Genomic DNA, 23,716 nt, shown 5'->3' on the forward strand with positions numbered 1-23,716 from the left:
CGCCGAATAACTCTCTCCATGGGGATCAGCATGCGACCGACCGCCTTCCGGCTTTCCGCCCTCACCCTCGCCGTGCTTGCCGCCACGGCCCAGGCCCAGACCAGCGCGCAGAACGACGACGGCAGCTACGACCTGGACGCGGTCCAGGTGCAGTCCAGCGCCGACGCTTCCAAGGAAGGGCTGAGCGAGGTGTTCGCCGGCGGCCAGGTGGCCGAGGGCGGCAAGGTCGGCATCCTGGGCACCCAGGACGTGATGGACACCCCCTACAGCTACACCACCTACACCGAGCAACTGATCGAGGACCAGCAGGCCGCCAGCGTCGGCGACATCCTGCTCAACGACCCGGCGGTGCGGGTGGCGCGGGGCTTCGGCAACTACCAGCAGGTGTACCTTGTGCGTGGCCTGCCGGTGTTCTCCGACGACATCACCTATAACGGCCTTTATGGCCTGCTGCCACGCCAGTACCTGGCCTCCGAGTTCATCGAGCGGGTGCAGGTATTCCGTGGCGCCAACACCTTCCTGAACGGCGCCGCTCCCGGCGGCAGCGGCCTGGGTGGCGCGGTCAATATCGTGCCCAAGCGCGCCCCCAACCAGGACCTGAACCAGATCACCCTGGACACCCGCAGCGGCGGCCAGACCGGCCTGGCGGCGGACTTCGCCGGGCGCTCCGAGGACGGCCGCTTCGGCACCCGCGTCAATGTGGCCCGCCGCGACGGCGACACCGCCGTGGACGGCGAGGAAGCGGAGCTGTCCATGGCCCATATCGGGCTTGATTTCCGCGAGGACGTGTTCCGCCTGTCCGCCGACCTGGGCTTCCAGAAACACCGCGTCGACGGCGGCCAGCCCAACATCACCTACGCCGCCGGCGTGCCCATCGGCGATGTGCCGGACGCGGACGAGTCCATCGGCCAGTCCTGGACCTACTCGGATTCCAACGACGTGTTCGGCACCCTGCGCGCCGAATACGATTTCGCCGACAACATCACCGGCTGGCTGGCGGTGGGCGCCCGCCACGGCGAGGAGAACTCCACCTTCGCCAACCCCACCGTGAACGACACCAACGGCGACTACACCGCCTACCGCTTCGACACCGCCCGCGAGGACTCGGTGCTGACCGGGGAAACCGGCGTGCGCTTCAACGTCCAAACCGGCGCCGTGGGCCACGCGGTGACGGTCAGCGCCGCCAGCTATCAGCTGAAGTCCGATAACGCCTTCGACTATTCCACCTTCGGCGGCCTGTCCGGCAACATTTACAGCCGCGACCCCATCGCCCGTCCGCCGCTGCTGGGCACCGTGGGCGGCGGCGATCTGGACGATCCGGCCATGACCATCAAGACCCGCTTCCAAAGCGTCGCCCTGGCGGATCAGCTCTCCCTTCTGGAAGACCGCCTGCTGGTGACCCTGGGCGCCCGCTACCAGGCCCTCAAGGACTACGCCTACGACTACGAGAGTGGCGAACGCCTGCCCTCCAGCTATGACGAGGACGCGGTGACCCCCACCGTGGGCGTGCTCTATAAAGTAACGCCGGCGGTGTCCGTGTACGCCAGCTACATCGAGGGCCTGCAAAAAGGCGAACGGGTCGGCGGTGACTTCCGCTCCGCCGGCGCCGCCAACGTGGGTGAGGTGCTCGACCCGTACCGCACCGAGCAAGGCGAGGTGGGCGTGAAATATCAGGCCGACGGCCTGGGCGGCAGCGTGTCCGTGTATCGCAGCCGCAAGCCGATCGCCGGCCTTAACGACGCCAACGTGTACGAAGAGCTCTACGACCAGGAAAACACCGGCGTGGAACTGATGGCCTACGGCAATCTGACCCGCGACCTGACCGTGCTGGGCGGCGTCAGCCTGCTGGACGCGGACGCCGACGGCAACGACGCCATCGGCTCCCCGGACACCCAGGCCAACCTGAACCTGGAATACCGGCTGCCTCGGATGCCGGACCTGGCGGTGGACGGCCGGGTGATCTACACCAGCTCCCAGTACGCCGACGAGGACAACACTCAGAAAGTGGACAGCTGGACCCGGTTGGACCTGGGCGGCCGCTATCTGATCGCCCTGAGCGACAGCCAGTTTCTGACCCTGCGCGCCCGGGTGGAGAACGTCACCGGCGAGGACTACTGGGCCTCCGCCGGCGGCTATCCCGGCGCCGGTTACCTGACCGTGGGCGCGCCGCGCACCTACATGCTGTCCGCCACCCTGGATTTCTGAACCGACCACCCAGCGCCCCGGTCCGCCGGGGCGCCCAGGCAGTCTTCCCATGCGACAACCGATGCCACACCGCACGCTGAGAATCTGGTCCGCGATCCACAAATGGACCAGCCTGATCTGCACCGCCTTCATGCTGATGCTGTGCCTGACCGGCCTGCCGTTGATCTTCCACGATGAGATCGAGGCCGCCTTCGACACCGATCACTGGCAACCGGCCAATCCGGACGGCCCGCTGCTGTCCCTGGACCGGATGCTGGACGCGGCCCTGGCCAACCGGCCCGGCGAAGTGCCGCTGTTCATGAGCTTCGACACCGACCGACCGGTGGTCAACGTGACCACCGGGCCGACCCCGGACGCCCCCGGCGGCGAGATGCATTTCGCCTCCTTTGACCGCACCAGCGGCGAGCCGGTACCCGGCCACCAGGACGGCGTCATGGAGTTTCTGTTGCAGCTGCACACGGACATGTTCCTGGGCCTGCCGGGTATGCTGTTTCTCGGCTTCATGGGCGTTCTGCTGATCGCCGCCATTGTCTCCGGGGTGGTGCTGTACGCGCCCTTCATGCGCAAGCTGGACTTCGGCACCCTGCGGGTGAAGCGCTCGCGGCGTCTGAAGTGGCTGGACTACCACAACCTGCTCGGCATCGTCACCGTGGCCTGGCTCACCGTGGTGGGGCTGACCGGGGTGGTGAATACGCTGGCCACGCCGATTCTGGACACCTGGAAGAACCAGTCCCTGGCGGACCTGACCGCCGGCTACCAGGGTGCCGCCGTGCCGACCCCGGCGGAGATGGCGTCCCTGGACGCCGCCGTGGCGCAGGCCGAGCAGGCGGCGCCGGACCAGACCCTGCAGTTCGTGGCCTTTCCCGGCGGCGGCTGGTCCACGGACTATCACTATGCGGTGTTCCTGCACGGCAATACGCCGGTGACCTCGCACATCGTCACCCCGGCCCTGGTGGACGCCCGCACCGGCCAGTTCGCCGCCCTGCGCGAGATGCCCTGGTACAACAAAACCCTGGCCCTGTCCGGGCCTTTGCATTTCGGGGATTACGGCGGCCTGCCGCTGAAGATTCTGTGGGCGGTGCTGGATCTGATCACCATCGTGGTGCTGATCAGCGGGCTGTATCTGTGGCTGGCCCGGCGCCAGCCGGCGGCGCGCACGGCCGGCGCGCCGGCCACGCCCCATGCCGGGGGTGCCCCGTGAACGGCGCGCCCCGCGCCGTTCGCGGCCTGCGCGGCATCTTCGCCGTGCCGCTGCTGATCGCCCTGGCCAGCCTGATCGGCCTGGTGGCGGCGCTGCTCGGCGATGGGCCGATGGACGCGCTGTCCTGGCTGGGGCTGGGCATTCCGGTGGCGGCGGTGGTCTGGGCCATGCGCACCCGGCGTCGCTGACGCCCCATCGCGGTCGAACCACCGCTTCTACGGCAAGCGCCGGCGGATGTCCGCGGCCAGATGGCGGGCGCGGCGGGCCTGTTGTTCGGCCAGCCGTACGCAGTCGCCCAGATAGTGCTCCGGCGCCAGGGCGGCCTCCAGGCCCGCCGGGTCCAGAACGGCCCGCACCCGGGCGTCGTCGGCCAGCACCTCGCGGAAGGCGCGACCGCTTTCTCCGGCGGCGAGCGCCGCCTCGTGGACCAGATCGTGGGCCCGCTGGCGCCCCAGCCCGCCCCGGGCCAGCGCCATCATCAGATTCTCGCCGTTGATCAAACCGTCGCTGAGCGCCAGGTTGGCGCGCATGGCGTCGGGCTCGATGCGCAGGCCGATGATCAGCGCTTCGAGGGCGGCCAGCATCTCCAGCGCCAGCGGGCAGGCGGTGTCCACCGCCGCATAGAGCATCTGGCTGGAGGCGGCGTCGCCCTCATGGCTGATCTGGCCGGCGTCCAGGGCCAGCCCGAGCTGGGCGCGCAGCCGCGCGGCCAGGGCGATCACCTGCACCGAGAGCTTGGGGTTCACCTTCTGCGGCATGGTACTGCTGCCCACCACCGCCTCGTCCAGATCCTCGCGGACCTCGCCGATCTCCTCACCCATCAGCGTGAACAGTTCCTGGGCGATCTTGGCGCAGGTGCTGGCCAGCAGCCCGAGCAGCAGCACGTACTCCACCATATGGTCGTAGACCGCGCGGCTGGGCACCTGGAAGCAGCCCAGGTCGAGCCGGTTCGCCAACGTCCGTTGCAGCGCCTCGCCCCGGCCATCGAACGAATGCCAGCCGCCCACGGCGCCGCCGAACACCAGCGTGAACACCCGCGGCTCCGCTTCCCGGAAGCGGGTTTCGTGGCGCAGCAGTTCGTCGATCCAGGCGGCCACCTTGAAGCCGAAGGTGATCGGCAGGGCGTGGCGACGCTGGGTGCGGCCGGCCATCACCACGGTGGCGCCGCGCTCGGCGTGGCCGGCCAGCGCGTCCAGGCTGGCCGCCAGCCGCGCCAGCAGATCGCGGTGGGCGTCGCGCAGCAGCAGCACCTCGGCGGTCTGCATCACGTTCTGGGTGGTGGCGCCCCAGTGCACATAGCCCCCGGCGTCGCCCTCGCAGGCCGCCGCCAGAAACTTCACCAGCGACACGATCGGCGCCTTGGTGGCCGCCATATCGTCCAGCAACGCCCGCTGGTCGAGCCGTTCCAGGCGACCCTGGCGGGCGATTTCCACGGCGGCGTACACCGGGATCATGCCCAGCTCCGCCTGGCTGTGGGCCAGCGCCACTTCGATGTCCAGCCAGGCCTGGATTTTTCGCGGGGTACTGAACAGCGCGTCCGGATTCACGGCTCGGACCGCGACAGAAAATCCGCCAGGACGGCGTTGTAGCGGGCGCTGTCTTCAATGTACGGCGCGTGGCCCAGCCCCTCCAGCACCTGATGGCGCGCCTGCGGGATGCCCTCCAGCAACGGCCGCGCCTTGGCCAGCGGCGCGACACGGTCGCGGTCGGCGGTGAGCACCAGGGTGGGCGCCTGGATCCGGTGCAGTTCCGGCTGCAGGTTGGCGCGCTGGATCGCCAGGGCGGCGGCGCCCAGGCCCTCGGCGCGGGCGCCGGCGGCGATGCGCGCCACCTCGGCCTGGACCGCCGGGTCGGTGCCCTCCGGCAGCATGCCGCGGGCGCGCCGGGCGCCGTATTCCGCCGGCGGCAGTTCGCCCAGCTCGCGCAGGCGTCGCCGGTAGCGTTCATCGGCGGCGTCCGCGCCGCTCAGGCCGTGCCCGGGGTGGGTGCAGGACAGCACCAGCCGCCGGACCCGCTCCGGTGCGCGCAGGGCCACGGCCATGGCCACCAGCCCGCCCATGGAATGGCCGACCAGATGCACCGGTCCCGCCGTCACCCGCTCGATAAAGGCCAGGGCGGCGGCGGCCAGATCGTCGAGACCGTCACCGCCCGGGTCGGAGTCCCCGTAGCCGGGGGCGTCCCAGGCCCACATTTCCAGCGAGCCGGCCAGCCCGTCCAGTTGCCGGCGCCAGCTCTCCGCGTTGCCGTTGAGGCCGTGGAAGAACATCACCGGCGGGCCGTTGCCGGCCCGCAAATAGCTGAGCGTGCCCTGGCTCAGATCGATCCGTTGTCGTTCCTGTTTCATAACCTTTCCTTGGCGCGGTTCAGAACGGTGAGGCTTCGCCGTCGGTGCCGGAGCCGCGCAGCAGTTCCTGGTTGCGCTGGCGCTGTTCCTGTTCGCGGGGCGTTTCATCGGCGGGCGGCGTCTTGGCGCGGGGCTTGAGCGGGAACAGCGCTTCCTCCGCCTTGCCGGCCAACAGATAGCGGGCGCCGGGTTCGCTCATCTTGCTGCCGCTGTGGCCGATGCCGTACACGGTGCGCAGCTCCCAGTTGAACGGCACGCCGAGTTTTTCGGCCATCGCTTTGTTGGCGGCGAAGAAGTTCTTGCCCTTGGCCAGGCGATGGGCGCCCTGGGCCTCGGCGATGTCGAGCTTGCTGAGCAGCCGGTGGGAGGGGTCGTTGTCTTCCTCGCCGAGCATGATCACCAGATGGTGGGCGTAGGCCGGTGCCAGATCCTCCGGCGCCAGGCCGGTGTTCTTCAGGCCATAACGCAGCGGCAGGCTCCAGTCCGGGAAGGTGTAGGTGCCGGAGTTGGCGGCCACCGCCGTGCGGATATGGGCCTGCGGGTAGAGCATCACCATGCGCGCCACGAACTGGGCGCCGCTGCCGTGGCCCCAGATGTCGTAGGTGGTGGCGTTCAGGCCGAGCCGGTCGCACAGGCTTTCAAAGGCGCGATTGACGGCGGCGAAGGAAGTCTCCTCCACCGGATTGCGGTGGCCCTTGCTGGCGTCGGTGGACGACGAATCGCGGCTCACCCAGTTGCCGGTCTGGTAACCCCAGCCGGTGGGAAACGCCTTCTGGGTGACTTCCGGCGCCACCACCAGCACGTTGTACTTTTTCGCGTAGGGGCCCCAGTAATCCCGGTAGTTGTCGGCGTCCCGGCGGCCACCGTGCATCACCAGCACCACCGGTGTATTCGGGGTGACCTGGTCCGGGCGCGCGTACCACAGGCGCATGTCCAGGGGCTTTTCCTCGGTGCCGGCGGCCACCGTCAGGGTGCCGTAGCGTTCGAAGGTGGCCGGTTGCACCGCCTCGTCGGTGGTGCTTTCGGTGTACGCCTCCGGAGGCGTGGGGGTGGCCTGGCAGGCGGCCAGCAGGGCCAGCAGCCCGGCCATCGGTATCAGCCTTGCGTTCATGGCGCGGCGTCCTCTTTGTTGTTGTGGTCAGGGCGAAAATCCAGGGGGGCGGACGGCGGCACGGAGTCCGCCTTCCAGCATTTCACCAGGGTGCCGTCCAGCGTCTCGGTGGCCGGCACCTGCTGGCGGCAGCGTTGATCGGCCAGCGGGCAGCGCGGGTGGAACGGGCAGCCGGACGGCCGGTTCATGGGGTTGGGGAAATCGCCGGCCAGATCCGGCGCCGGCACGCCCAGGGCCGGCTCGATGCTCAGCGCCGAATCCAGCAGGGCCCGGGTATAGGGGTGTTTGGGGCGGTTCAGCACCTGCTCTCCGGGCCCGCACTCGACGATCTCGCCCAGGTACATCACCGCCACCCGGTCGGCCAGATGGCGCACCACGGACAGGTCATGGGTGACGAACAGATAGGTCAGGTCCAGCTCATCGCGCAGGTCCAGCAGCAGGTTGAGAATCTGCGCCTGCACCGACACATCCAGGGCCGAGGTGGGTTCGTCGCAGATCACGATCTCCGGGTCCAGAATCAGGGCCCGGGCGATGGCCGCGCGCTGGCGCTGCCCGCCGGAGAGCTGATCGGGGAAGCTGTTGAACACGCGGCTCGGCAGGCCCACGTAGTCCATCATGCGGTGTACCCTGGCGCGCTGTTCGCCGGCGTCGCCGAGCCGGTTGATCACCAGCGGCCGGCGGATGATGTCGCCGATGGTGTGGCGCGGGTTCAGGGACGAATAGGGGTCCTGGAAAATCGGCTGGATCAGCCGGGCGCGTTGCCGCGCCGGCTGCTCGCCCAGGGGCCGGCCGGCCAGGGTGACGGTGCCGGCGTCCGGAGTCTGCAGGCCCATGATGGTGCGCGTCAGGGTGGTCTTGCCACAGCCGGACTCGCCCACCAGCGCCAGCACCTCGCCCTTGCGGATATCCAGGCTTACCCGGTCCAGGGCGCGCAGCGGTTTGCGCTTGCCGAACAGGCCCCGGCGCACGGAGAAGGTGCAGCTGGCGTCGTCCACCCGCAGCACGCTGTCGCCGGTGCGCGGCGCGGCCGGGCCGGTGGCGGTGTCGCCGCCGGTGAAGCCCCGGCCACGGGTTTCTTCCGGGTCGTGGCACACGAAGCTGCGCGCCGGCTGCGCGCCCGCCCCGGCGGTCTCCACCGGACGGCGCGGCGGATCTTCCTGGTGGCAGCGGGGCACCGCCCGTGGGCAGCGCGCGGCGAACGCGCAGCCGCGAATTTCGCCGGTCATCGACGGCACGATACCGGGGATCGAGCCGAGCCGGCGGGCGGACGCTTCCCGGTAACCGGGCACGCATTCCAGCAACCCTTGCGTGTAGGGGTGGCACGGCGCGCTCAGCACCGCCTCGGTGGTGCCGGTTTCGACGATGTCGCCGGCGTACATCACCGCGATGCGGTCGGCGGCCCGCGACACCACGCCCAGGTCATGGGTGATCAGAATCATCGCCATGCCCAACTCCCGCTGCAGCTCGCTCAGAAGGTGCAGGATCTGCGCCTGGATGGTCACGTCCAGGGCGGTGGTGGGCTCGTCGGCGATCAGCAGTTCCGGCTCGTTCATCAGCGCCATGGCGATCATCACCCGCTGGCGCTGGCCGCCGGACATCTCGTGGGGGTATTGCTTAAGGCGGCTGGCCGGGTCCGGCAGGCCCACCTTTTCCAGCAGTTCGATGGCGCGGCGGCGGGCGGCGGCGACCGAGGTGCCACCGTGAATGGTCATGGTTTCGATCAGCTGCCGGCCGATGGTGTAGACCGGGTTAAGGCTGGTCATCGGCTCCTGGAAGATCATGCCGATGCGGCGGCCGCGCACCCGCCCGGCCAGGTCCTTCTCGCCCATCGCCGCCAGGTCGTCATCGCCGAAGCGGATGGCGGCGGCCTGGCGCCGGGCCGCCGGTGGCAGCAGGTTCATCAGTGCCAGGGCGGTCATGGATTTGCCGGAGCCGGACTCGCCGACGATGCCCAGGGTCTCGCCCCGGCGCAGGTCCAGGCTGACGCCGCGCACCGCGCGCAGGGCGCTGCTGTCGGTGGGCAGGGTCACCGACAGGTCGCGGATCTCAAGCAGGGGTGCCGTGCTCATGTCAGCTCCTCCGGTTGGTCACGGTGACGTCGCGCACGCCGTCGCCGAGCAGGTTGATGGCGATCACCAGCACGAACAGGGCGACGCCCGGCAGAATCACCAGCCACGGCTGGAAGAACATGGCGGTCTTGCCCTCGGCGATCATCAGCCCCCAGGACGGAATCGGCGACGGCACGCCCAGGCCGAGGAACGACAGGGTGGCTTCGTTGAGGATCGCCACCGCCACTTCCAGGGTGAAGATCACCATGATCTGGTTGACCAGGTTGGGCAGGATTTCCTTCACCGCGATCTGCCATTTGCTGGCGCCCATGGCGCCGGCGGCGGCCACGAAATCCAGCTCGCGAATGCGCAGGGTGGCGGCCCGGGTGACCACCAGATAGAACACCCAGTGGGTGGCGCCGATCACGAAGATCACCACCGTGATCGACTGGCCGATGACGAACACCAGGGCCATGATCAGCAGCAGGCTGGGTACCGCCAGCTGGCAGGTGACCAGAAAGTTGACCGCTTGATCCAGCCAGCCGCCGAAGTAGCCGGCGATAATGCCCAGGGTGACGCCGATCAGCGCGCCGATGGTGGCGGCACCCAGGCCGATCATCATCGAGATGCGGGCGCCGTAGATGATGCGGCTCAGGTAATCGCGCCCCAAATGGTCGGTGCCCAGCACGTAGTGCCACTGGCCGCCGTCGACCCAGGCCGGCGGCAGCAGCCGCAGGGACAGGTTCTGCAGGTAGGGATCATGGGGCGCCAACCACGGCGCCAGCAGCGCGAACACGCCCATCACCAACAGCATGCCCAGCCCCAGTTGCAGCCCGAGATGATGGCGGGCGCGCTTGAGCGCGGCCTGCCCGGGGGTCAGCCCCAGGGTTTCCTGTTGCGGCGGCGCCGCCGCCAGATCGGTTTGGTCCACGGTTTCTTTGAGTGTCATGGTTCAGCCCATCCGGATGCGTGGGTCGAGCCAGGCGTTGATCAGGTCCGCCGCCAGCGTCAACAGCACGAAGGTCAGCACGAACAGCAGGATCAAGGACTGCACGGTGGGAATGTCGGAATTGAAGATCGATTCCACCGCCAGCCGGCCCAGGCCGTTCATGCTGAACACCGATTCGGTGACGATGGAGCCGCCCAGCTTGTTGCCGAGCTGCACCGCCAGCACGCTGACGATGGGCAGCAGCGCGTTGCGCAGGGCCTGGCGCACGATCAGCCGGTAGCCGGTAAACCCCTTGGCGCGGGCGGTGCGGATATAGTCCGAGCCCATCACATCAAGCAACCCGGTGCGGGTCAGGCGCATCACCGCCGGCACCGAACTGGCGCCCAGCACCAACGCCGGCAGCACGTAATGCCGCCAGCTGGAATCGCCGGAGACCGGAAAGATCGGAAAGGTCACCGCGAACAGAATGATCAGCATCAGGCCCAGCCAGAAATTGGGAATCGCCTGGGCCGACACCGCCGTGGACAAGGCGAAGCGGTCCACCCAGCTGTTCGGTCGCAGGGCGGCGCCGATGCCCAGCGGCAAGGCGATCAGAATGGTCACCGCCAGGGCCGAGAACGCCAGCAGCAGGGTCACCTTGGCGTGTTCGCGGATCAGCTCCACCACCGGCTGCTTCCAGAAATAGCTCTGCCCGAAGTCGCCCTGCAGCACGCCACCCAGCCAGTCCACGTACTGCACCGTGATCGGCCGGTCGAAGCCGTACTGCACGCGGATCGCCTCCACCATTTCCTGGGGCGCGTCCTCGCCGGCGATGGTCTGCGCCGGGTCGGTGGCGAAGTAGAACAGCGCGAAGGTGCCGAACGACACGGTGAGCGCCACCAGCAACGCCAGTAGAGCCCGGCGCATCACATAATTCATCATGGTCATGGCCTCCAGGCGGCTTGCCAGAGCCGCGGTACGCCGTCGTCCGGCACCGGCAGCGAGAGCGCCGGGGTGAGCAGATAATTCTGGCTGTAGGAGAACAGCGGCACCCAGTACGCCTGCTCGGCGATGCGGTCCAGGGCCTGGCGGTACAGCCGGCGGCGTTGCTCGGGATCGATGGTGCGCTCCGCCGCCAGCACGGTGCGCGACAGTTCGGCGTCGCCGGAATAGTTGCGCGAGGAGTTGGCGGCGAAATGCACGCCGGTGGAGGCCGAGGCGTCCGGCGTGCCGCCGCTGCCGTAGGAAGCGAAGAAGGCCTCCATGCGGTGCTCGTTGCGCACCTTGGAAAACACGTTCAGCTTGACGAAGCGCAGGTCCACGTCGAGCCCCACCGCTTGCAGATTATTGACGATGGCCTCGGCGATGATCTTTTCCCGATAGGCCCATAGCTTGAACGAAAAGCCGTTCAGGTAGCCGGCCTCCGCCAGCAGCTTTCTGGCTTTTTCCGGGTCGTAGGGATAACGGGGGCCGTCCGAGTCACAGCCGAACTGGCGCGGGTGGCAGGCATAGGGAATGGCCCGGGCGCTGCCGCGCATCAAATAGCGGGTGATCGCTTCCCGGTCGATGGCGTGATTGATCGCCTGGCGCACCTTGAGGTTGGTCATCGGCGAATCCGGGTCGGCGTAGCCGCCGGCGTCCAGGGTCAGATAGCCGATACGGATATCGTTGCCTTCCAGCCGCGCCACGCCGGGCAGCGCGCTGACGTTGTCGGCCACGTCCGGCGGCACGTCCATCATCAGGTCGATGCCGCCGCTGAGCAGCTCCGCCTGCTGGGTGCCCTCGTCCGGAATCACCCGGAACACCATGTTGCGGATCGCCGGGTGGGCCTTGGGACTGTCCGCGTAATAGTCCTCGAACCGTTCCAGCACGATCTCCCGGCCGGCGCTGAAGCGGGTCACCCGGTAGGGGCCGATGCCGTTAAGCGGGCGGCTGTCGTCGTGATGATCGTGGTAGGTGCCGCGCTTGCGCAACGGAATGCTGATGGCCAGATCACGCAGCGCCATGGGATACGGCATGTTGAGGGTGAAGCGCACGGACAGCGGGCCGGTCTTCTCCACCCCCTTCAGCCAGCCGCGAATCACCGCGCCGCGACTGGTATCGGAGTCTTCGTTGAGCACCCACTGAAAGGTGTAGACCACATCGTCGGCGGTGAGCGGACTGCCGTCGTGGAAGCGGATGCCCTCGCGCAGGGTCACGTCCAGGCGGGTATCGTCCACCCACTCATAGGACGCGGCGGCCAGCGGTTCGAACTCCAGGGTGTCCGGGTCCACGTAGAACAGACCGTCGTCGGTGAGCCGCGACAGAATCAGACCTTCCCGCTGGATCGAGTAGAGCCGGTCCACCGTGGTCAGCGCCTTGGAGAACGCCACCACCAGGGTATCGTCGTCGGGTCCCGCCGCCGCCGTGGCCGGCCAAAGGGCCGCCGCCAGCGCACTGATCAGCAAGGTGACCACCCGGACCGGGCAGCGAATCGCCATCTTTCCTCCCGCTTATCGTTATTCGAAACGTTATGGAACGCTGATCGGCAGTCTAGGCGGGGCCGCTATATCTTAAAATTGAATATATCGTATGTTTCTATGCGTTTTGTGCATCTATTGATTCCACCCTATCCGGTCATGGTCGCATGCCGCCCCAGCGAGGCTTTCACCTGTTCGCCCAGGCAGCGCACCAGATCGGTGGTGGCCGGGGTTTCCTCGAAACCGGGCGGAAACAACAGCACGAACTCCAGCCGATAGGCCGGGCGCAGGGGCCGCAGAGCAAACCGCGCCGGGTCCACCGCCAGGGCCGCCAACCGGTCGATGATGGTCACGCCCAGCCCGTCCACCACCATCTGGCAGGCCAGGGACGTGGAGGTGGTTTCGATCTTGCAGCGCAGCTCCACCCCCGCCTTCTGGAAAATTTCCTCCATCTGAAAACGGGGCCGCAGGCCCGGTGCCAGGGCGATGATGTCGTGGCGGGCAAGCTGCGCCGGCGTCACCGACCGGGCACTCTCCAGCGGATGCCCCTTGGGCACCATCACCATGGCGTCGGTATCGAAGAACGGCCGCTGGATCACCGAAGGATGATTGCAGGGCCGGGTCAGCGCCACGGCGATGTCGTAGTGGCGCCCGGCCACCCATTGCTCGATGTCGCGGTGGCCACGCACGTCCACGCTGAAACGTTGCTCCGGATGCTCGCCCGCGAAGCGCGCCAGCGCCGGTGACACCAAGCTGTTGGCCAGCCGCGCCAGCGCCACGATGCGCAGGGTGCGCTGGCCGCCCTCCTTGATCTCCTGGACGATGCGCGGCAGGTCTTCCAGGTTGGCGAGGATTTTTTCCGCTTCCTGGTAGAATTTCTTGCCCTCCGGCGTCAGCACCAGACGGCGTTTTTCGCGCTTGAACAGCTTCAGCTTGAGCTCGTCTTCCAGGGTGGAGATCAGGCGGCTGGTGGCCGGCTGGCTCAGGTTCATCACCGAGGCGGCGGCCACCAGGGAGCCGTGAATCACCACCGCGCGAAAGCACTTCAACTTTTTGATGTTCATGGCGGCGCCAGCCCCTCAAATGCAGAAAACGCATATATTCATAGGATGTTTTCAATTTACATAAGTATCAACGGTGGCGGATAAAGTAAACCTGATCGCGCCGGCCAGCGGCGCACCACTATCGACAAAGCGCGTCTTCACAAGCACGTCGCACGATAAAACAACAATATCCGGAGGAAGCATGGGATCCCCGAAATCGCTCCTGGCGATCACCGTATCCAGTCTGATCGCCGCCCCCGCCCTGGCGGCGGAATTCGAGGTGGGCGGCCAGGTCAACCGCGCCGTGATGTTCGTCGAGGACGGCTACGCCCCCGACTATCTGGGCGTGGGCTCCAGCACCGAGTTCTACCACGTGGACAACCGCAACAGCCCGACCCGGGTGCACATCGGCGGCACCCAGCGCCTGATGGAAGGCTGGACCGGCGGCGCCCTGGTGGAAGTGGGCATCCTCTCCAACCCGTCCAACGACGTGAACCCGGAAGAGAAATCCATCGACGGCGATTTCGATCAGCGCATTACCGATGCCTTTATCGATTCGCCCTACGGCAAGATCACCGTGGGCCATGGCGAAGGCGCCGCCTACAACACCGGCCGCCTGGACTACTCCGGCACCGGCGTGATCAGTTTCCGTAACCCGTCGCTGATCGGCGGCGGGCTCAGCTACGCGCTCAAGGACTCCTCGTTCAAACGCAAGTTCGACGCCAACGGCAACTTCACCGGTACCGAGGCGTTCGATCTGCAGGAAGGCGACAACAACCGCACCTCCATCAGTGGCAGCATCCGCGACTACAACTTCGAGGGCCGCCACGACCGTATCCGCTACGACAGCCCGCGCATCGGCCCGGTGACCCTGTCCGCCAGCACCGGCCACGGCAGCGACTCGGACAACTATGAGACCATTACCCAGTTCGGCATGAAGTCCGGTCTGCGCGTGCCCGGCGGCCGCATGCTGGTGGGTCTGGGCTATTCCATCGCCACCCGCAAAGGGGAGACCCCGGATCAGCGCTTCGACCCGGAAGCGGACCCGGACGTCACCACCTACGGCGGCTCGGTGTCCTATTTTCACAGCAGCACCGGTTTCAACATCACCCTGGCGGCGGTGAACTACGAGGCGGAGCTGACCACCGACGAGCGCACCGGCACCTTCTCGTCCACGCGTTCCGAGCTGGGCCAGTTCCGCTATATCAAGCTGGGCTACCGCCCCAGCCGGCACCATGCGTTCGATATCCATTACGGGGAAACCCGGGATCGCAACAAGGACGATGAGAAGGGTTCGGTGGTGGGCGCCGGTTATGTGTGGAGCCCCACGGAGATGTTCGATATTTATGCCGGCGCCAAGATTCACAGCTTTGAGCGCGGCGAGTGGTGCACCTCCTCCGGGCGCACCTGCTACAACCCCAAGTACGAAGACATCACCATCGTCACCACCGGCGGCCGCGTGAAGTTCTGATCCCTCCGACTCTGCCTCTCGCTCTCCCGAGCAACGATGACACGGACGTCATCGGCTTTTTTAGGATTTCCAACCTTCCTCTCCAGCCGGGCCGCGGGTCTGGCTGTCGCCGTTCCGGTTTGCGCGCGTCGGCGCGGCGGGTCATCCTTGGCGCCCGAATCGAGACAGCCAATCAGTGGAGAGAGTGCATGCGCAGTGTTTGTGTGTATTGCGGGTCCAGCCCCGGGCGCCGGGCGGTTTACGCCGAGGCCGCCCGGGCGCTGGCCGGGGAGATGGTGAAGCGGGATCTGGGGCTGGTCTACGGCGGCGCCAGCGTGGGCATCATGGGCGTGGTGGCGGACGCGGTGCTGGACGCCGGCGGGCGCGCCACCGGGGTGATTCCCGAGGCCCTGCGCGATAAGGAGCTCGCCCACCCCGGGCTCACCGAGCTGCACGTCACCGCCTCCATGCACGAGCGCAAGACCCGGATGGCCGCGCTCGCCGACGGCTTTATCGCCATGCCCGGCGGCGTCGGCACCCTGGAGGAACTGTTCGAGATCTGGACCTGGGGGCAGCTGGGCTGGCATGAGAATCCCTGCGCGCTGCTCAATGTGGACGGCTACTACGACGGCCTCACCGCCTTTCTCGATCACGCCACCGGCGAAGCCTTTCTGCGCCCGGCCCACCGGGACATGCTGATCGTGGAGTCGGACCCGGTCCGGCTGCTGGACCGCATGGCGGAGTATCAGAAGCCGGAGGCCAAGACCTGGGTCAGGAAAGCGGATTTGTGAGGAGAGCAGTTGAAAGTGAAAAGTTGAAAGGTCGCACCCGAAGCGCCTTACCACGGGTTTGATCTTATTGAAACGCGGGCACGGCCTTGTCGCACGCTCGGACCCGACCCGCGTTTTAACTTTTAACTTGTAACTTTCAACTTCGAACTCTCAATGCTCTTTCTTCCGGGCATGCTCCAGCAAATCGTCCACGTATTCCTGTTCTTCGTGGAGATCGTCGACCTCGTCCCGGTGCGCCGGCAGCACCTGGTTAAGGAACACCGCCACCAGGCCGCACAGGCTGATGCCCTGCAGGGTGAATTCGCCGTTGCCCACCACCATGCCGCCGATGCCGAAGATCAGGGTCACCGCCACGATCACCAGGTTGCGCTGCTGGTGCAGGTCCACCCGGGCCTTGATCAGGGTGTTCATGCCGACGCTGGCGATGGAGCCGAACATCAGGATCAGGATGCCGCCCATCACCGGGGTGGGGATGCTCTGCAGCAGCTGGCCGAATTTACCGATAAAGGCCAGGGCGATGGCGAAGATCGCGGTCCAGGTCATCACCACCGGGTTGAACACCTTGGTCAACATCACCGCGCCGGTGACTTCGGAATAGGTGGTGTTGGGCGGGCCGCCGAACAGCGCCGCCGCCATGCTGGCGATGCCGTCGCCGGTGAGGGTGCGGTGCAGGCCCGGCTTCTTGATGTAGTCCTTGCCGGTGACGTTGCTGATCGCCAGCACGTCGCCCACGTGCTCGATGGCCGGCGCCAGGGCCACCGGAATCATGAACAGGATCGCCGGCAGGTGGAAGCTGGGGGTGACGAAGGCCGGCACCGCCAGCCAGCCGGCCTGCTCCACGGTGGTGAAATCCACCATGCCCAGCAGCAGGGCCGCCAGATAACCGGCCAGCACGCCGCACAGAATCGGCAGCAGCCGGAACAGGCCGTGGGCCAGGGTCGCCACCAGGGCGGTGGTGGCCAGGGCCACGGTGGACACCAGCAGGGCCTCGCCGTAGGGAAACAGGCGCTCGGCGCCGTTGCCGGTCATGCCCATGGCGAAATTCACCGCGGTGGGCGCCAGGCTCAGGCCGATCACCATGATGATCGGGCCGGTGACCACCGGCGGCATCAGGCGATGCAGAAAGCCCGGGCCGCGCCATTTCACCAGGGCACCGAGGATCACGTAGACCACCGCGGTGCACATCAGCGCGCCCATGGTGGCGGCCACGCCCCATTGGTCGATGCCGTGGCTGATCGGCGCCACGAACACGAACGACGAGGCCAGGAACACCGGCACCGAACGGCCGGTGATCCACTGGAACAACAGCGTGCCCAAGCCGGCGGTGAACAGCGCCACGCTCGGGTCCAGGCCGGTGAGCAGCGGCATCAGCACCATGGCGCCAAACGCCACGAACAGCATCTGCGCGCCGATCAGAATGATCTTCCAGTTCCAGAAACCCGGTGTGCGGTCCATGGGTGTCGCCCCCTCGCTAGCGATTACTTGGTGCCGAAGATCTTGTCGCCGGCGTCGCCCAGGCCCGGCATGATGTAACCGTCCTCATTGAGGCCCTGGTCGATGCTGGCGGTGTAGATGGTCACGTCCGGATGTTCCTGCTCGACCCGGCGCACGCCTTCCGGCGCGGCCACCAGCACCAGTGCGCGGATTTGCTTACAGCCCGCTTTTTTTAGCATCTCGATGGTGGCCAGCATGGAACCGCCGGTGGCCAGCATCGGGTCCACCACCAGGGCCAGCCGTTCGTTCAGGCCGTGGGCCAGCTTTTCGAAGTAGGCCACCGGCTGCAGGGTTTCCTCGTTGCGGTAGACCCCCACCACGCTGACCCGGGCGCTGGGGATCAGCTCCAGCACGCCGTCCAGCATGCCGATGCCGGCGCGCAGAATCGGCACCACGGTGACCTTCTTGCCCTTGATGCGCTGGGCCGGCGCCGGCCCCGCCCAGGTCTGCACCTGGTAGTCTTCCAGGGTCAGGTCGCTGGTCGCTTCGTAGGTCAGCAGGGCCGCCAGCTCGGCGGTGACCTGCCGGAAACTGCGGGTGCTCAGGCTCTGCTGGCGCAGGATACCCAGCTTGTGCTTGACCAGGGGGTGGGTGATTTCATGGACGGGCATGGGCGGCGACTCCTCGGCGGTGCGGTTCACGTACACATCAAAGCCCGGATTGTACCGGCCCGGCGCCGTCTTCTCACGGGTCCCTGCCACTTTCGTGCCCGCCGGCGGTCGCCGATTAGCCACGCGGGCCGCGCCATTGCTATAATCCGCGCCCATTCAACGGGGCACCGCCGCGGTCCCCTGCCCGCTGACCCATACGCTGAAGGACAGACCATGGATTTTGCAAAGGTACCCGCCGGAAAAGACGTTCCCGAAGACATCTACGTGGCCATCGAGATTCCGGCCAACGCCGATCCCATCAAGTATGAGATCGACAAGGACAGCAACGCCATTTTCGTGGATCGGTTCATGGCCACCCCCATGTTCTACCCGGCCAACTACGGCTACATCCCCAACACCCTGTCCGAGGACGGCGATCCGCTGGACGTGCTGGTGGTGACCCCGTACCCGGTGGTGCCCGGTTCCGTGATCCGCTGCCGCCCGGTGGGCATCCTCAACATGACCGACGAAGCCGGTAAGGACGCCAAGCTGGTGGCGGTGCCGCACACCAAGCTGAGCAAGCTGTACGACCACGTCCAGGAAGTCACCGATCTGCCCGAGCTGCTGCTGGCCCAGATCAAGCACTTCTTCGAAAACTACAAGGACCTGGAAGCCGGCAAATGGGTGCAGGTGGATGGCTGGGACAACGCCGAAGCCGCCAAGAAGGAAATCCTCAAGTCCGTGGCCGCCTACGAAAAACAGTAAGCGCCACCGTCGCGCGGATGTTCCGCCGACCGTCGGAGAAAGGCCGGGCCCCGCCCGGCCTTTTTCGTTTTGCGTCCACGGTCTTGACCCAGGGCAATTCTTTTTGCCGGTGGCCGGGGCACCCTGTCCCCATCGCAATCAGGACCACTTTCAGCATCAAACAGGGGACAGCAAAATGGCATTTTCACGGCGCACTTTTCCCACAAACGCTCTCGCGAAAGCGATGACGCTGGCAATGATGGGCACCCTGCTGGGCGCCTCCGGCGTGGCGGCGGCCCATGAAGCCGGCAGCTTTATCGTGCGCGCCGGCGCCGCCACCGTGGACCCGCGCGAGGACAGCGGCAATCTGAAGTTCAATGGCGTGGCCGCCCCCGGCACCGGCGCCACCCTGGACAGCGACACCCAGCTCGGCCTGACCTTCACCTACATGCTCTCCGACCGGCTCGGCGTGGAGCTGGTGGGCGCCACCCCGTTCGAGCACGAGGTGGGCGTCAAGGGTCTGGGCGCCGGCCTGGACGGCAAGCTGGCGGACATCAAACACCTGCCGCCCACGGTGCTGCTGCAGTACTATCCCATGGACCCGGCGTCCGCCGTGCAACCCTATGTGGGCGCCGGCATCAACTACACCACCTTCTTCGAGGAAGACCTGACCGACACCCGCAAGGCTCAGGGCTTCAGCGATCTGGAACTGGATGATTCCTGGGGCCTGGCCCTGGAGGCCGGCGTCGACTACATGCTCACCGACAAGCTGCTGGTGAACGCTTCGGTCTGGTACATGGACATCGAAACCGACGCCACCGTGAAGGGCCCCAGCGCCCTGAGCATCAGCGAAACCAAGGTAAACGTGGACGTGGATCCCTGGGTGTACATGGTGGGCCTGGGCTACAAGTTCTGATCCCCCGGCGGGGTGGCACCACCGCCCCGCCTCTTTCCTCTCCTTTCTTCTCCCGTCACCGCTATTAAGAATGATTTCTTTTATTAATCACGAAAACGATTAACGATTTTTATTTTTTTGCCTTTTCCGGTTTAAGAGAACATTAAGACTGCGGGCGCCGAATGGGACTCTCAGAACCGGGAGTTCCCCTATGACGCTGACCGCTTTCCACCCCGTCCACCCGCGCCGCCCGCTGATGCTTCAGGGCGTGCCGCTGGAGGCCCGGCTGTTCCGCCCCGGCGAGCCGGGCTACCGCAACGCCGCCGCCTTTGCCCGACAGCGCTACCGTGCCATCTACGGGGCCCGGCCACGCATCAGCGCACCGCTGCTGATGGCCCTCACCGATCCGCTCGGCCGCCCCCGGGCGGTGGCCGCCCTGACCCCGGCCGCCGGTCGCCGGCTGTTTCTGGAACAGTACCTGGATGTGCCGCTGGATCAGGCGGTGGGCGCCCTGGCGGGCGCGCCGGTGAGCCGGCGGCAACTGCTGGAAGTGGCCAGCCTGGCGGCGGATGGCTCCGGCGCCGGGCGCCTGCTGTTCATTGCCCTGACCGCCCTGCTGCCGTCGCTGGGCGTGGACTGGATCGCCTTCACCGCCACCGTTCAGGTGCGCAATATGTTCGCGCGCCTGGGGCTGGCGCCGGTCTGCCTGGCCCCGGCGGATCCGGCACGGCTGCGCACCGACGCCGCCCGCTGGGGCGATTACTATCGCCACGATCCCCGGGTGATGGCCGGCTATGTGCCGCCCGGCCACCACACCCTGAGCCGCGCCGGCTGGCTGCATCCGGCCCCGGGCTACGGCGATCCGGAGGTGCGTCATGACGTGGTTGCCTGATCGCCTCGCCGAGCACGCCCGTCGCCGGCCCCGGGCCGTGGCCCTGGAAAACGCCGACGGCGAAATCACCTACGCCGCCCTGCATCTGCGCGTGGCCCGTCAGGCGGAACGTTTCCGGGAAGCCGGCGTGCGCCGTCTGGCGCTGGCCGGCGGCAACAGCCCGGCCTGGGTGGTGGCCGACCTGGCCGCCCGCCGGCTGGACTTGCCGGTGGTGCCGGTGCCGCCGTTCTTCAGCGACGAGCAACGCCGCCACCTGATCCACGAGGCGCGCCTGGACCACCTTTACCAGGCCGACCAGGACCGCCTGGCCGGCACCGGCGTGGCGCCCACCTCGGAAGCCGGCGGGCCGGCCAAGATCACCTTTACCTCCGGCAGCACCGGCACTCCGAAAGGGGTGTGCCTGAGCGACGACCATCTGCGGCGCACCGTCACCGCCCTGGCCGACGCCCTGGCGCCCCATGCCGGCCAGCGCCACCTGTGCGTGCTGCCCCTGGCCACCTTGCTGGAAAACGTGGCCGGCGTGTACGTGCCGCTGTGGCTGGGTGCCCGGGTGATCCTGCCGGACCTGGCCACCCTGGGCTTCACCGGCAGCTCGCGGCTGGACCCGGCGACGTTCGCCGGCGCCCTCACGCACTGGCAGCCACACAGCGTGATCTTGGTGCCGGAGCTGCTGCGCGTGCTGATGATGATGGCCACCCGCGGCGCGCCGCCGCCGGCGTCCCTGCGCTTTATCGCGGTGGGCGGCGGCAAGGTGGACCCGGGGCTGCTGACCGGCGCCCGCCGGCTGGGGCTGCCGGTCCATGAAGGCTACGGCCTGTCCGAATGCGGCTCGGTGGTGGCGCTCAATGTGCCCGGCGCCGACCGCCCCGGCAGTGTCGGCCGGGTGCTGCCCCATGCCTGGGTGCGGGTGGACGAGCACGGCGAGATCCATGTGCGCGACGCGGTGATGGAGGGTTATCTGGGTCAGGCCGCCGGCGACGAGTGGCCCACCGGTGACCTGGGCCGCCTGGACGCGGACGGCTTTCTGTACGTGCACGGGCGCAGCAAGAACCTGCTGATCACCGCGTTCGGTCGCAACGTCAGCCCGGAGTGGGTGGAAACCGCCTTCCAGGTCTGCCCGTCCGTGCACACCCTGGTGGTACAGGGCGATGGCGAAGCGACTCTGCGCGCGGTGGTGGTGCCGGTTGCCGGCACCGACCGCGAGCAACTGCGGGCACAGATCGCGACGGTCAACGCCGGCCTGCCCGACTACGCCCGGGTCACCCACATCGCCGTGGCCGACAGCCCCTTCACCGTCGACAACGGGCTGGCCACCGCCAACGGGCGGCCGCGCCGCGACGCCATCGTGGCGCGCTATCCCGAATCCCTGTTTATCCCCCTTTCCGAACCGGAACCCGAGGTACCCCATGTTTCATGACATCCTGCAACGTCAAACCGAGGATGCCCGCGCCTATCTGCTGCACGCGCCGGTGCTGGCGGCCATCCCCGAAGGCCGCTTCAACCTGGACAGCTACCGCTATTTCCTCAGCCAGGCCTACCACCACGTCAAGCACACGGTGCCGTTGATGATGGCCTGCGGCGCACGCCTGCCGGCACGACTGGAGTGGATGCGCGAGGCGCTGGTGGAATACATCCGCGACGAGTACGGCCACCAGGAGTGGATTCTCAACGACCTGGAAGCCCTGGGCGCGGACGTGGACGCGGTGCGCCACGGCCAGCCGGACTTGCCCATCGAAATGATGGTGGCCTGGCTGTACGACGCCATCGCCCGCGGCAATCCGGTGTCGTTCTTCGGCATGGTGCACGTGCTGGAAGGCACCAGCATCGCCCTGGCCACCCCGCTCGGCGAGCAGGTGCAGACCACCCTGGATCTGCCCAAGAAGGCGTTCAGTTATCTGTACTCCCACGGCGCCCTGGACCAGGACCACTATCAATTCTTCACCGGCCTGATCAATCGCATCGAGGCCGACGACGACCGCCAGGCGGTGATCCACGCCAGCCGCGTGGTCTACCGGCTGTACGGCGACATGCTGCACGCGGTGCCGGTGGCCGGCGGCGTGGCGCAGCGGCGCGGAGGTGCCCATGAGCGGGTCGCCTGAACGCTGCTGGCTGCTGCTTGGCGCCAGCGGCGGCATCGGCAAGGAGGTGCTGCGCGGCCTGCTGGACCGGGGTGACCGGGTGCTGGTGGCGTCCCGGCGCGGCGTCACGCCCATCGAGCACGAGCGGGCGGTGCCGGTGCGCCTGGACCTGAGTGCCCCGGACCTGGGCGCCCGGGTGGTCGACCTGATCGCCGAGCACGGTCTGCCCGACGGGCTGATCCACTGCGCCGGCATCAACCACTTCGTGGCCGCCGACGGCAACGACGACGCCGGCCTGGCGGAAACCCTGGACGTCAATCTGCGCAGCGCCCTGGTGCTCACCCGCGAGCTGCTGCCCGGCCTGCGCCGGCGCGACCGGGGCACCCTGCTGTTCGTCGGCTCCACCTTCGGCAGCATCGGCTACCCCGGCTACACCGCCTACTGCGCCAGCAAGTTCGGTCTGCGCGGCTTTACCGAGGCGCTGCGCCGGGAGCTGGCGGACACCCATATCCGGGTGCGCTACGTGGCCCCCCGGGCCACCCGCACCGCCATGAACGGCCACCGGGTGGAAGCCATGAACCGCACTCTGGGCAACCGCATGGATGCCCCGGAGGCGGTGGCACGCCGCATCGTGGGCGCCCTCGATGGGCGCCCCGCCAACACCTTCCTGGGCTGGCCGGAAAAACTGTTCGTGCGTCTCAACGCCCTGCTGCCGCGCCTGGTGGACAAGGCCCTGCGTAAACAACTGCCCGTGATTCAACGCTTTCTTAAACAAGGAGCTTCATCGTGAAACACTTCTTTGGTTTCGTTCTGCCCCGCCTGCTGGCGGTGATGCTGGTGGCCCTGCCCTGGGTGGCCCGGGCCGATGCCTTCGACGACGAGCTGCTGGCGATCCAGACCCGCTGGGCGGAAATCCAGTATCAGACCGCCGACGACCAGAAGGCCGATGCCTTCGAAGCGCTGCACGACCGCAGCCAGCGGTTCGCCGCCGCCCACCCGGAGCGCCCGGAAGCAAAAATCTGGGACGGCATCGTGCTCAGCACCTGGGCCGGCGCCAAGGGCGGGTTGGGTGCCCTGTCGCTGGTGAAAAAAGCGCGCCAGGATTTCGAGCAGGCCCTGGCCCAGGATGAACGCAGCCTGGACGGCTCCGCGCTCACCTCCCTGGGCAGCCTCTACTATCAGGTGCCCGGCTGGCCGATCGGCTTCGGTGATGACGACAAGGCCCGCGAGCTGCTGACCCGCGCCCTGGAAATCAATCCGGACGGCATCGACAGCAATTATTTCTACGCGGACTTTCTGCTCGACCAGGGCGACCAGGATGGCGCCCGCCGTTACTTCACCAAGGCCCTGCAGGCCCCGCCGCGCCCGCAGCGACCGCTGGCCGACCAGGGCCGCCGGCAGGACATCCAGAACAAGCTGAAAGGCATGAACTCCTGAGAACCC

22 protein-coding genes are annotated in these 23,716 nt (G+C 67.4%); 12 read left to right on the forward strand and 10 right to left on the reverse strand.

All coding sequences use genetic code 11. From position 1 onward, the window contains the following. Window positions 1-30: 30 nt before the first annotated feature. From ACLD0W_RS01595 to ACLD0W_RS01605, 3 genes are read left to right on the forward strand one after another with little or no spacing between them, the layout of a single operon-like run. Complete coding sequence (locus ACLD0W_RS01595) at window positions 31-2,205, forward strand: TonB-dependent receptor (protein WP_410305767.1); 2,175 nt, start codon at window positions 31-33, stop codon at window positions 2,203-2,205. A 49-nt stretch (window positions 2,206-2,254) separates the two neighbouring features. Then, window positions 2,255-3,406, forward strand: a complete 1,152-nt coding sequence (locus ACLD0W_RS01600; protein WP_410305768.1) for a PepSY-associated TM helix domain-containing protein — start codon at window positions 2,255-2,257, stop codon at window positions 3,404-3,406. After that, the gene (locus ACLD0W_RS01605) at window positions 3,403-3,594 is read left to right on the forward strand and encodes a hypothetical protein (protein WP_410305769.1); all 192 of its coding nucleotides are present in this window, start codon (window positions 3,403-3,405) and stop codon (window positions 3,592-3,594) included. Before ACLD0W_RS01600 ends, ACLD0W_RS01605 begins: the two co-directional genes overlap by 4 nt. Before the next feature lie 27 nt (window positions 3,595-3,621). Here the strand turns inward: ACLD0W_RS01605 and ACLD0W_RS01610 are convergent, their stop codons facing one another. The 8 genes from ACLD0W_RS01610 to ACLD0W_RS01645 all read right to left on the reverse strand — a co-directional run bounded on the left by ACLD0W_RS01610 (window position 3,622) and on the right by ACLD0W_RS01645 (window position 13,360). Continuing rightward, window positions 3,622-4,953, reverse strand: a complete 1,332-nt coding sequence (locus ACLD0W_RS01610) for an adenylosuccinate lyase family protein (RefSeq protein WP_410305770.1) — start codon at window positions 4,951-4,953, stop codon at window positions 3,622-3,624. Continuing rightward, window positions 4,950-5,750 carry an alpha/beta fold hydrolase gene (locus tag ACLD0W_RS01615; RefSeq protein WP_410305771.1) on the reverse strand — a complete coding sequence of 267 codons (801 nt, stop codon included), beginning with the start codon at window positions 5,748-5,750 and terminating at the stop codon, window positions 4,950-4,952. The genes ACLD0W_RS01610 and ACLD0W_RS01615 overlap by 4 nt, the downstream gene beginning before the upstream one ends. A gap of 19 nt (window positions 5,751-5,769) precedes the next feature. After that, complete coding sequence (locus tag ACLD0W_RS01620) at window positions 5,770-6,861, reverse strand: hypothetical protein (protein WP_410305772.1); 1,092 nt, start codon at window positions 6,859-6,861, stop codon at window positions 5,770-5,772. Further along, complete coding sequence (locus ACLD0W_RS01625) at window positions 6,858-8,930, reverse strand: dipeptide ABC transporter ATP-binding protein (protein ID WP_410305773.1); 2,073 nt, start codon at window positions 8,928-8,930, stop codon at window positions 6,858-6,860. The genes ACLD0W_RS01620 and ACLD0W_RS01625 overlap by 4 nt, the downstream gene beginning before the upstream one ends. A 1-nt stretch (window position 8,931) precedes the next feature. Beyond that, window positions 8,932-9,858 carry an ABC transporter permease gene (locus tag ACLD0W_RS01630; RefSeq protein ID WP_410305774.1) on the reverse strand — a complete coding sequence of 309 codons (927 nt, stop codon included), beginning with the start codon at window positions 9,856-9,858 and terminating at the stop codon, window positions 8,932-8,934. A 3-nt stretch (window positions 9,859-9,861) separates the two neighbouring features. After that, window positions 9,862-10,785, reverse strand: a complete 924-nt coding sequence (locus tag ACLD0W_RS01635) for an ABC transporter permease (RefSeq protein WP_410305775.1) — start codon at window positions 10,783-10,785, stop codon at window positions 9,862-9,864. Beyond that, a complete protein-coding gene (locus ACLD0W_RS01640) occupies window positions 10,782-12,317 on the reverse strand; it encodes an ABC transporter substrate-binding protein (RefSeq protein ID WP_410305776.1) in 1,536 nt (511 codons plus the stop codon). Before ACLD0W_RS01640 ends, ACLD0W_RS01635 begins: the two co-directional genes overlap by 4 nt. Window positions 12,318-12,445: 128 nt before the next feature. Then, window positions 12,446-13,360, reverse strand: a complete 915-nt coding sequence (locus tag ACLD0W_RS01645; protein WP_410305777.1) for a LysR family transcriptional regulator — start codon at window positions 13,358-13,360, stop codon at window positions 12,446-12,448. A 181-nt stretch (window positions 13,361-13,541) separates the two neighbouring features. On the opposite strand from ACLD0W_RS01645, the gene ACLD0W_RS01650 reads away from it, so the two are divergent. Further along, a complete protein-coding gene (locus ACLD0W_RS01650) occupies window positions 13,542-14,810 on the forward strand; it encodes a porin (RefSeq protein WP_228232376.1) in 1,269 nt (422 codons plus the stop codon). A gap of 188 nt (window positions 14,811-14,998) precedes the next feature. After that, window positions 14,999-15,580 carry a TIGR00730 family Rossman fold protein gene (locus ACLD0W_RS01655; RefSeq protein ID WP_410305778.1) on the forward strand — a complete coding sequence of 194 codons (582 nt, stop codon included), beginning with the start codon at window positions 14,999-15,001 and terminating at the stop codon, window positions 15,578-15,580. 150 nt (window positions 15,581-15,730) lie between these two features. Here ACLD0W_RS01655 and ACLD0W_RS01660 read toward each other — a convergent pair whose 3' ends face one another. Together ACLD0W_RS01660 and upp are read right to left on the reverse strand one after the other, a co-directional pair. Continuing rightward, window positions 15,731-17,035 (reverse strand): uracil-xanthine permease family protein, encoded by a 1,305-nt coding sequence (locus ACLD0W_RS01660; RefSeq protein ID WP_410305779.1) that lies wholly within the window; start codon window positions 17,033-17,035, stop codon window positions 15,731-15,733. 23 nt (window positions 17,036-17,058) lie between these two features. After that, a complete protein-coding gene (gene upp, locus ACLD0W_RS01665) occupies window positions 17,059-17,685 on the reverse strand; it encodes a uracil phosphoribosyltransferase (protein ID WP_410305780.1) in 627 nt (208 codons plus the stop codon). 213 nt (window positions 17,686-17,898) lie between these two features. Here upp and ppa point away from each other — a divergent pair, with 213 nt between their 5' ends. The 7 genes from ppa (at window position 17,899) to ACLD0W_RS01700 (ending at window position 23,710) form a co-directional block, all read left to right on the forward strand. After that, a complete protein-coding gene (gene ppa, locus ACLD0W_RS01670) occupies window positions 17,899-18,429 on the forward strand; it encodes an inorganic diphosphatase (protein WP_410305781.1) in 531 nt (176 codons plus the stop codon). Window positions 18,430-18,652: 223 nt separating this feature from the next. Then, the gene (locus ACLD0W_RS01675) at window positions 18,653-19,324 is read left to right on the forward strand and encodes an OmpW/AlkL family protein (RefSeq protein WP_410305782.1); all 672 of its coding nucleotides are present in this window, start codon (window positions 18,653-18,655) and stop codon (window positions 19,322-19,324) included. A 190-nt stretch (window positions 19,325-19,514) separates the two neighbouring features. Further along, window positions 19,515-20,195 carry a thermostable hemolysin gene (locus tag ACLD0W_RS01680; RefSeq protein ID WP_410305783.1) on the forward strand — a complete coding sequence of 227 codons (681 nt, stop codon included), beginning with the start codon at window positions 19,515-19,517 and terminating at the stop codon, window positions 20,193-20,195. After that, entirely contained in the window at window positions 20,179-21,612 is a 1,434-nt protein-coding gene (locus tag ACLD0W_RS01685) for an AMP-binding protein (RefSeq protein WP_410305784.1), read from the forward strand. Before ACLD0W_RS01680 ends, ACLD0W_RS01685 begins: the two co-directional genes overlap by 17 nt. After that, entirely contained in the window at window positions 21,602-22,294 is a 693-nt protein-coding gene (locus ACLD0W_RS01690; RefSeq protein WP_410305785.1) for a TenA family transcriptional regulator, read from the forward strand. Before ACLD0W_RS01685 ends, ACLD0W_RS01690 begins: the two co-directional genes overlap by 11 nt. Then, the gene (locus ACLD0W_RS01695) at window positions 22,278-23,063 is read left to right on the forward strand and encodes an SDR family oxidoreductase (protein ID WP_410305786.1); all 786 of its coding nucleotides are present in this window, start codon (window positions 22,278-22,280) and stop codon (window positions 23,061-23,063) included. Before ACLD0W_RS01690 ends, ACLD0W_RS01695 begins: the two co-directional genes overlap by 17 nt. Then, window positions 23,060-23,710, forward strand: coding sequence for a tetratricopeptide repeat protein (locus ACLD0W_RS01700; RefSeq protein ID WP_410305787.1), 651 nt, complete (start codon window positions 23,060-23,062; stop codon window positions 23,708-23,710). Before ACLD0W_RS01695 ends, ACLD0W_RS01700 begins: the two co-directional genes overlap by 4 nt. Window positions 23,711-23,716 lie beyond the last annotated feature (6 nt).

The organism is Alloalcanivorax sp. C16-1 (genome assembly GCF_046507805.1).
In the GTDB taxonomy this organism is placed as follows: Bacteria; Pseudomonadota; Gammaproteobacteria; order Pseudomonadales; family Alcanivoracaceae; genus Alloalcanivorax.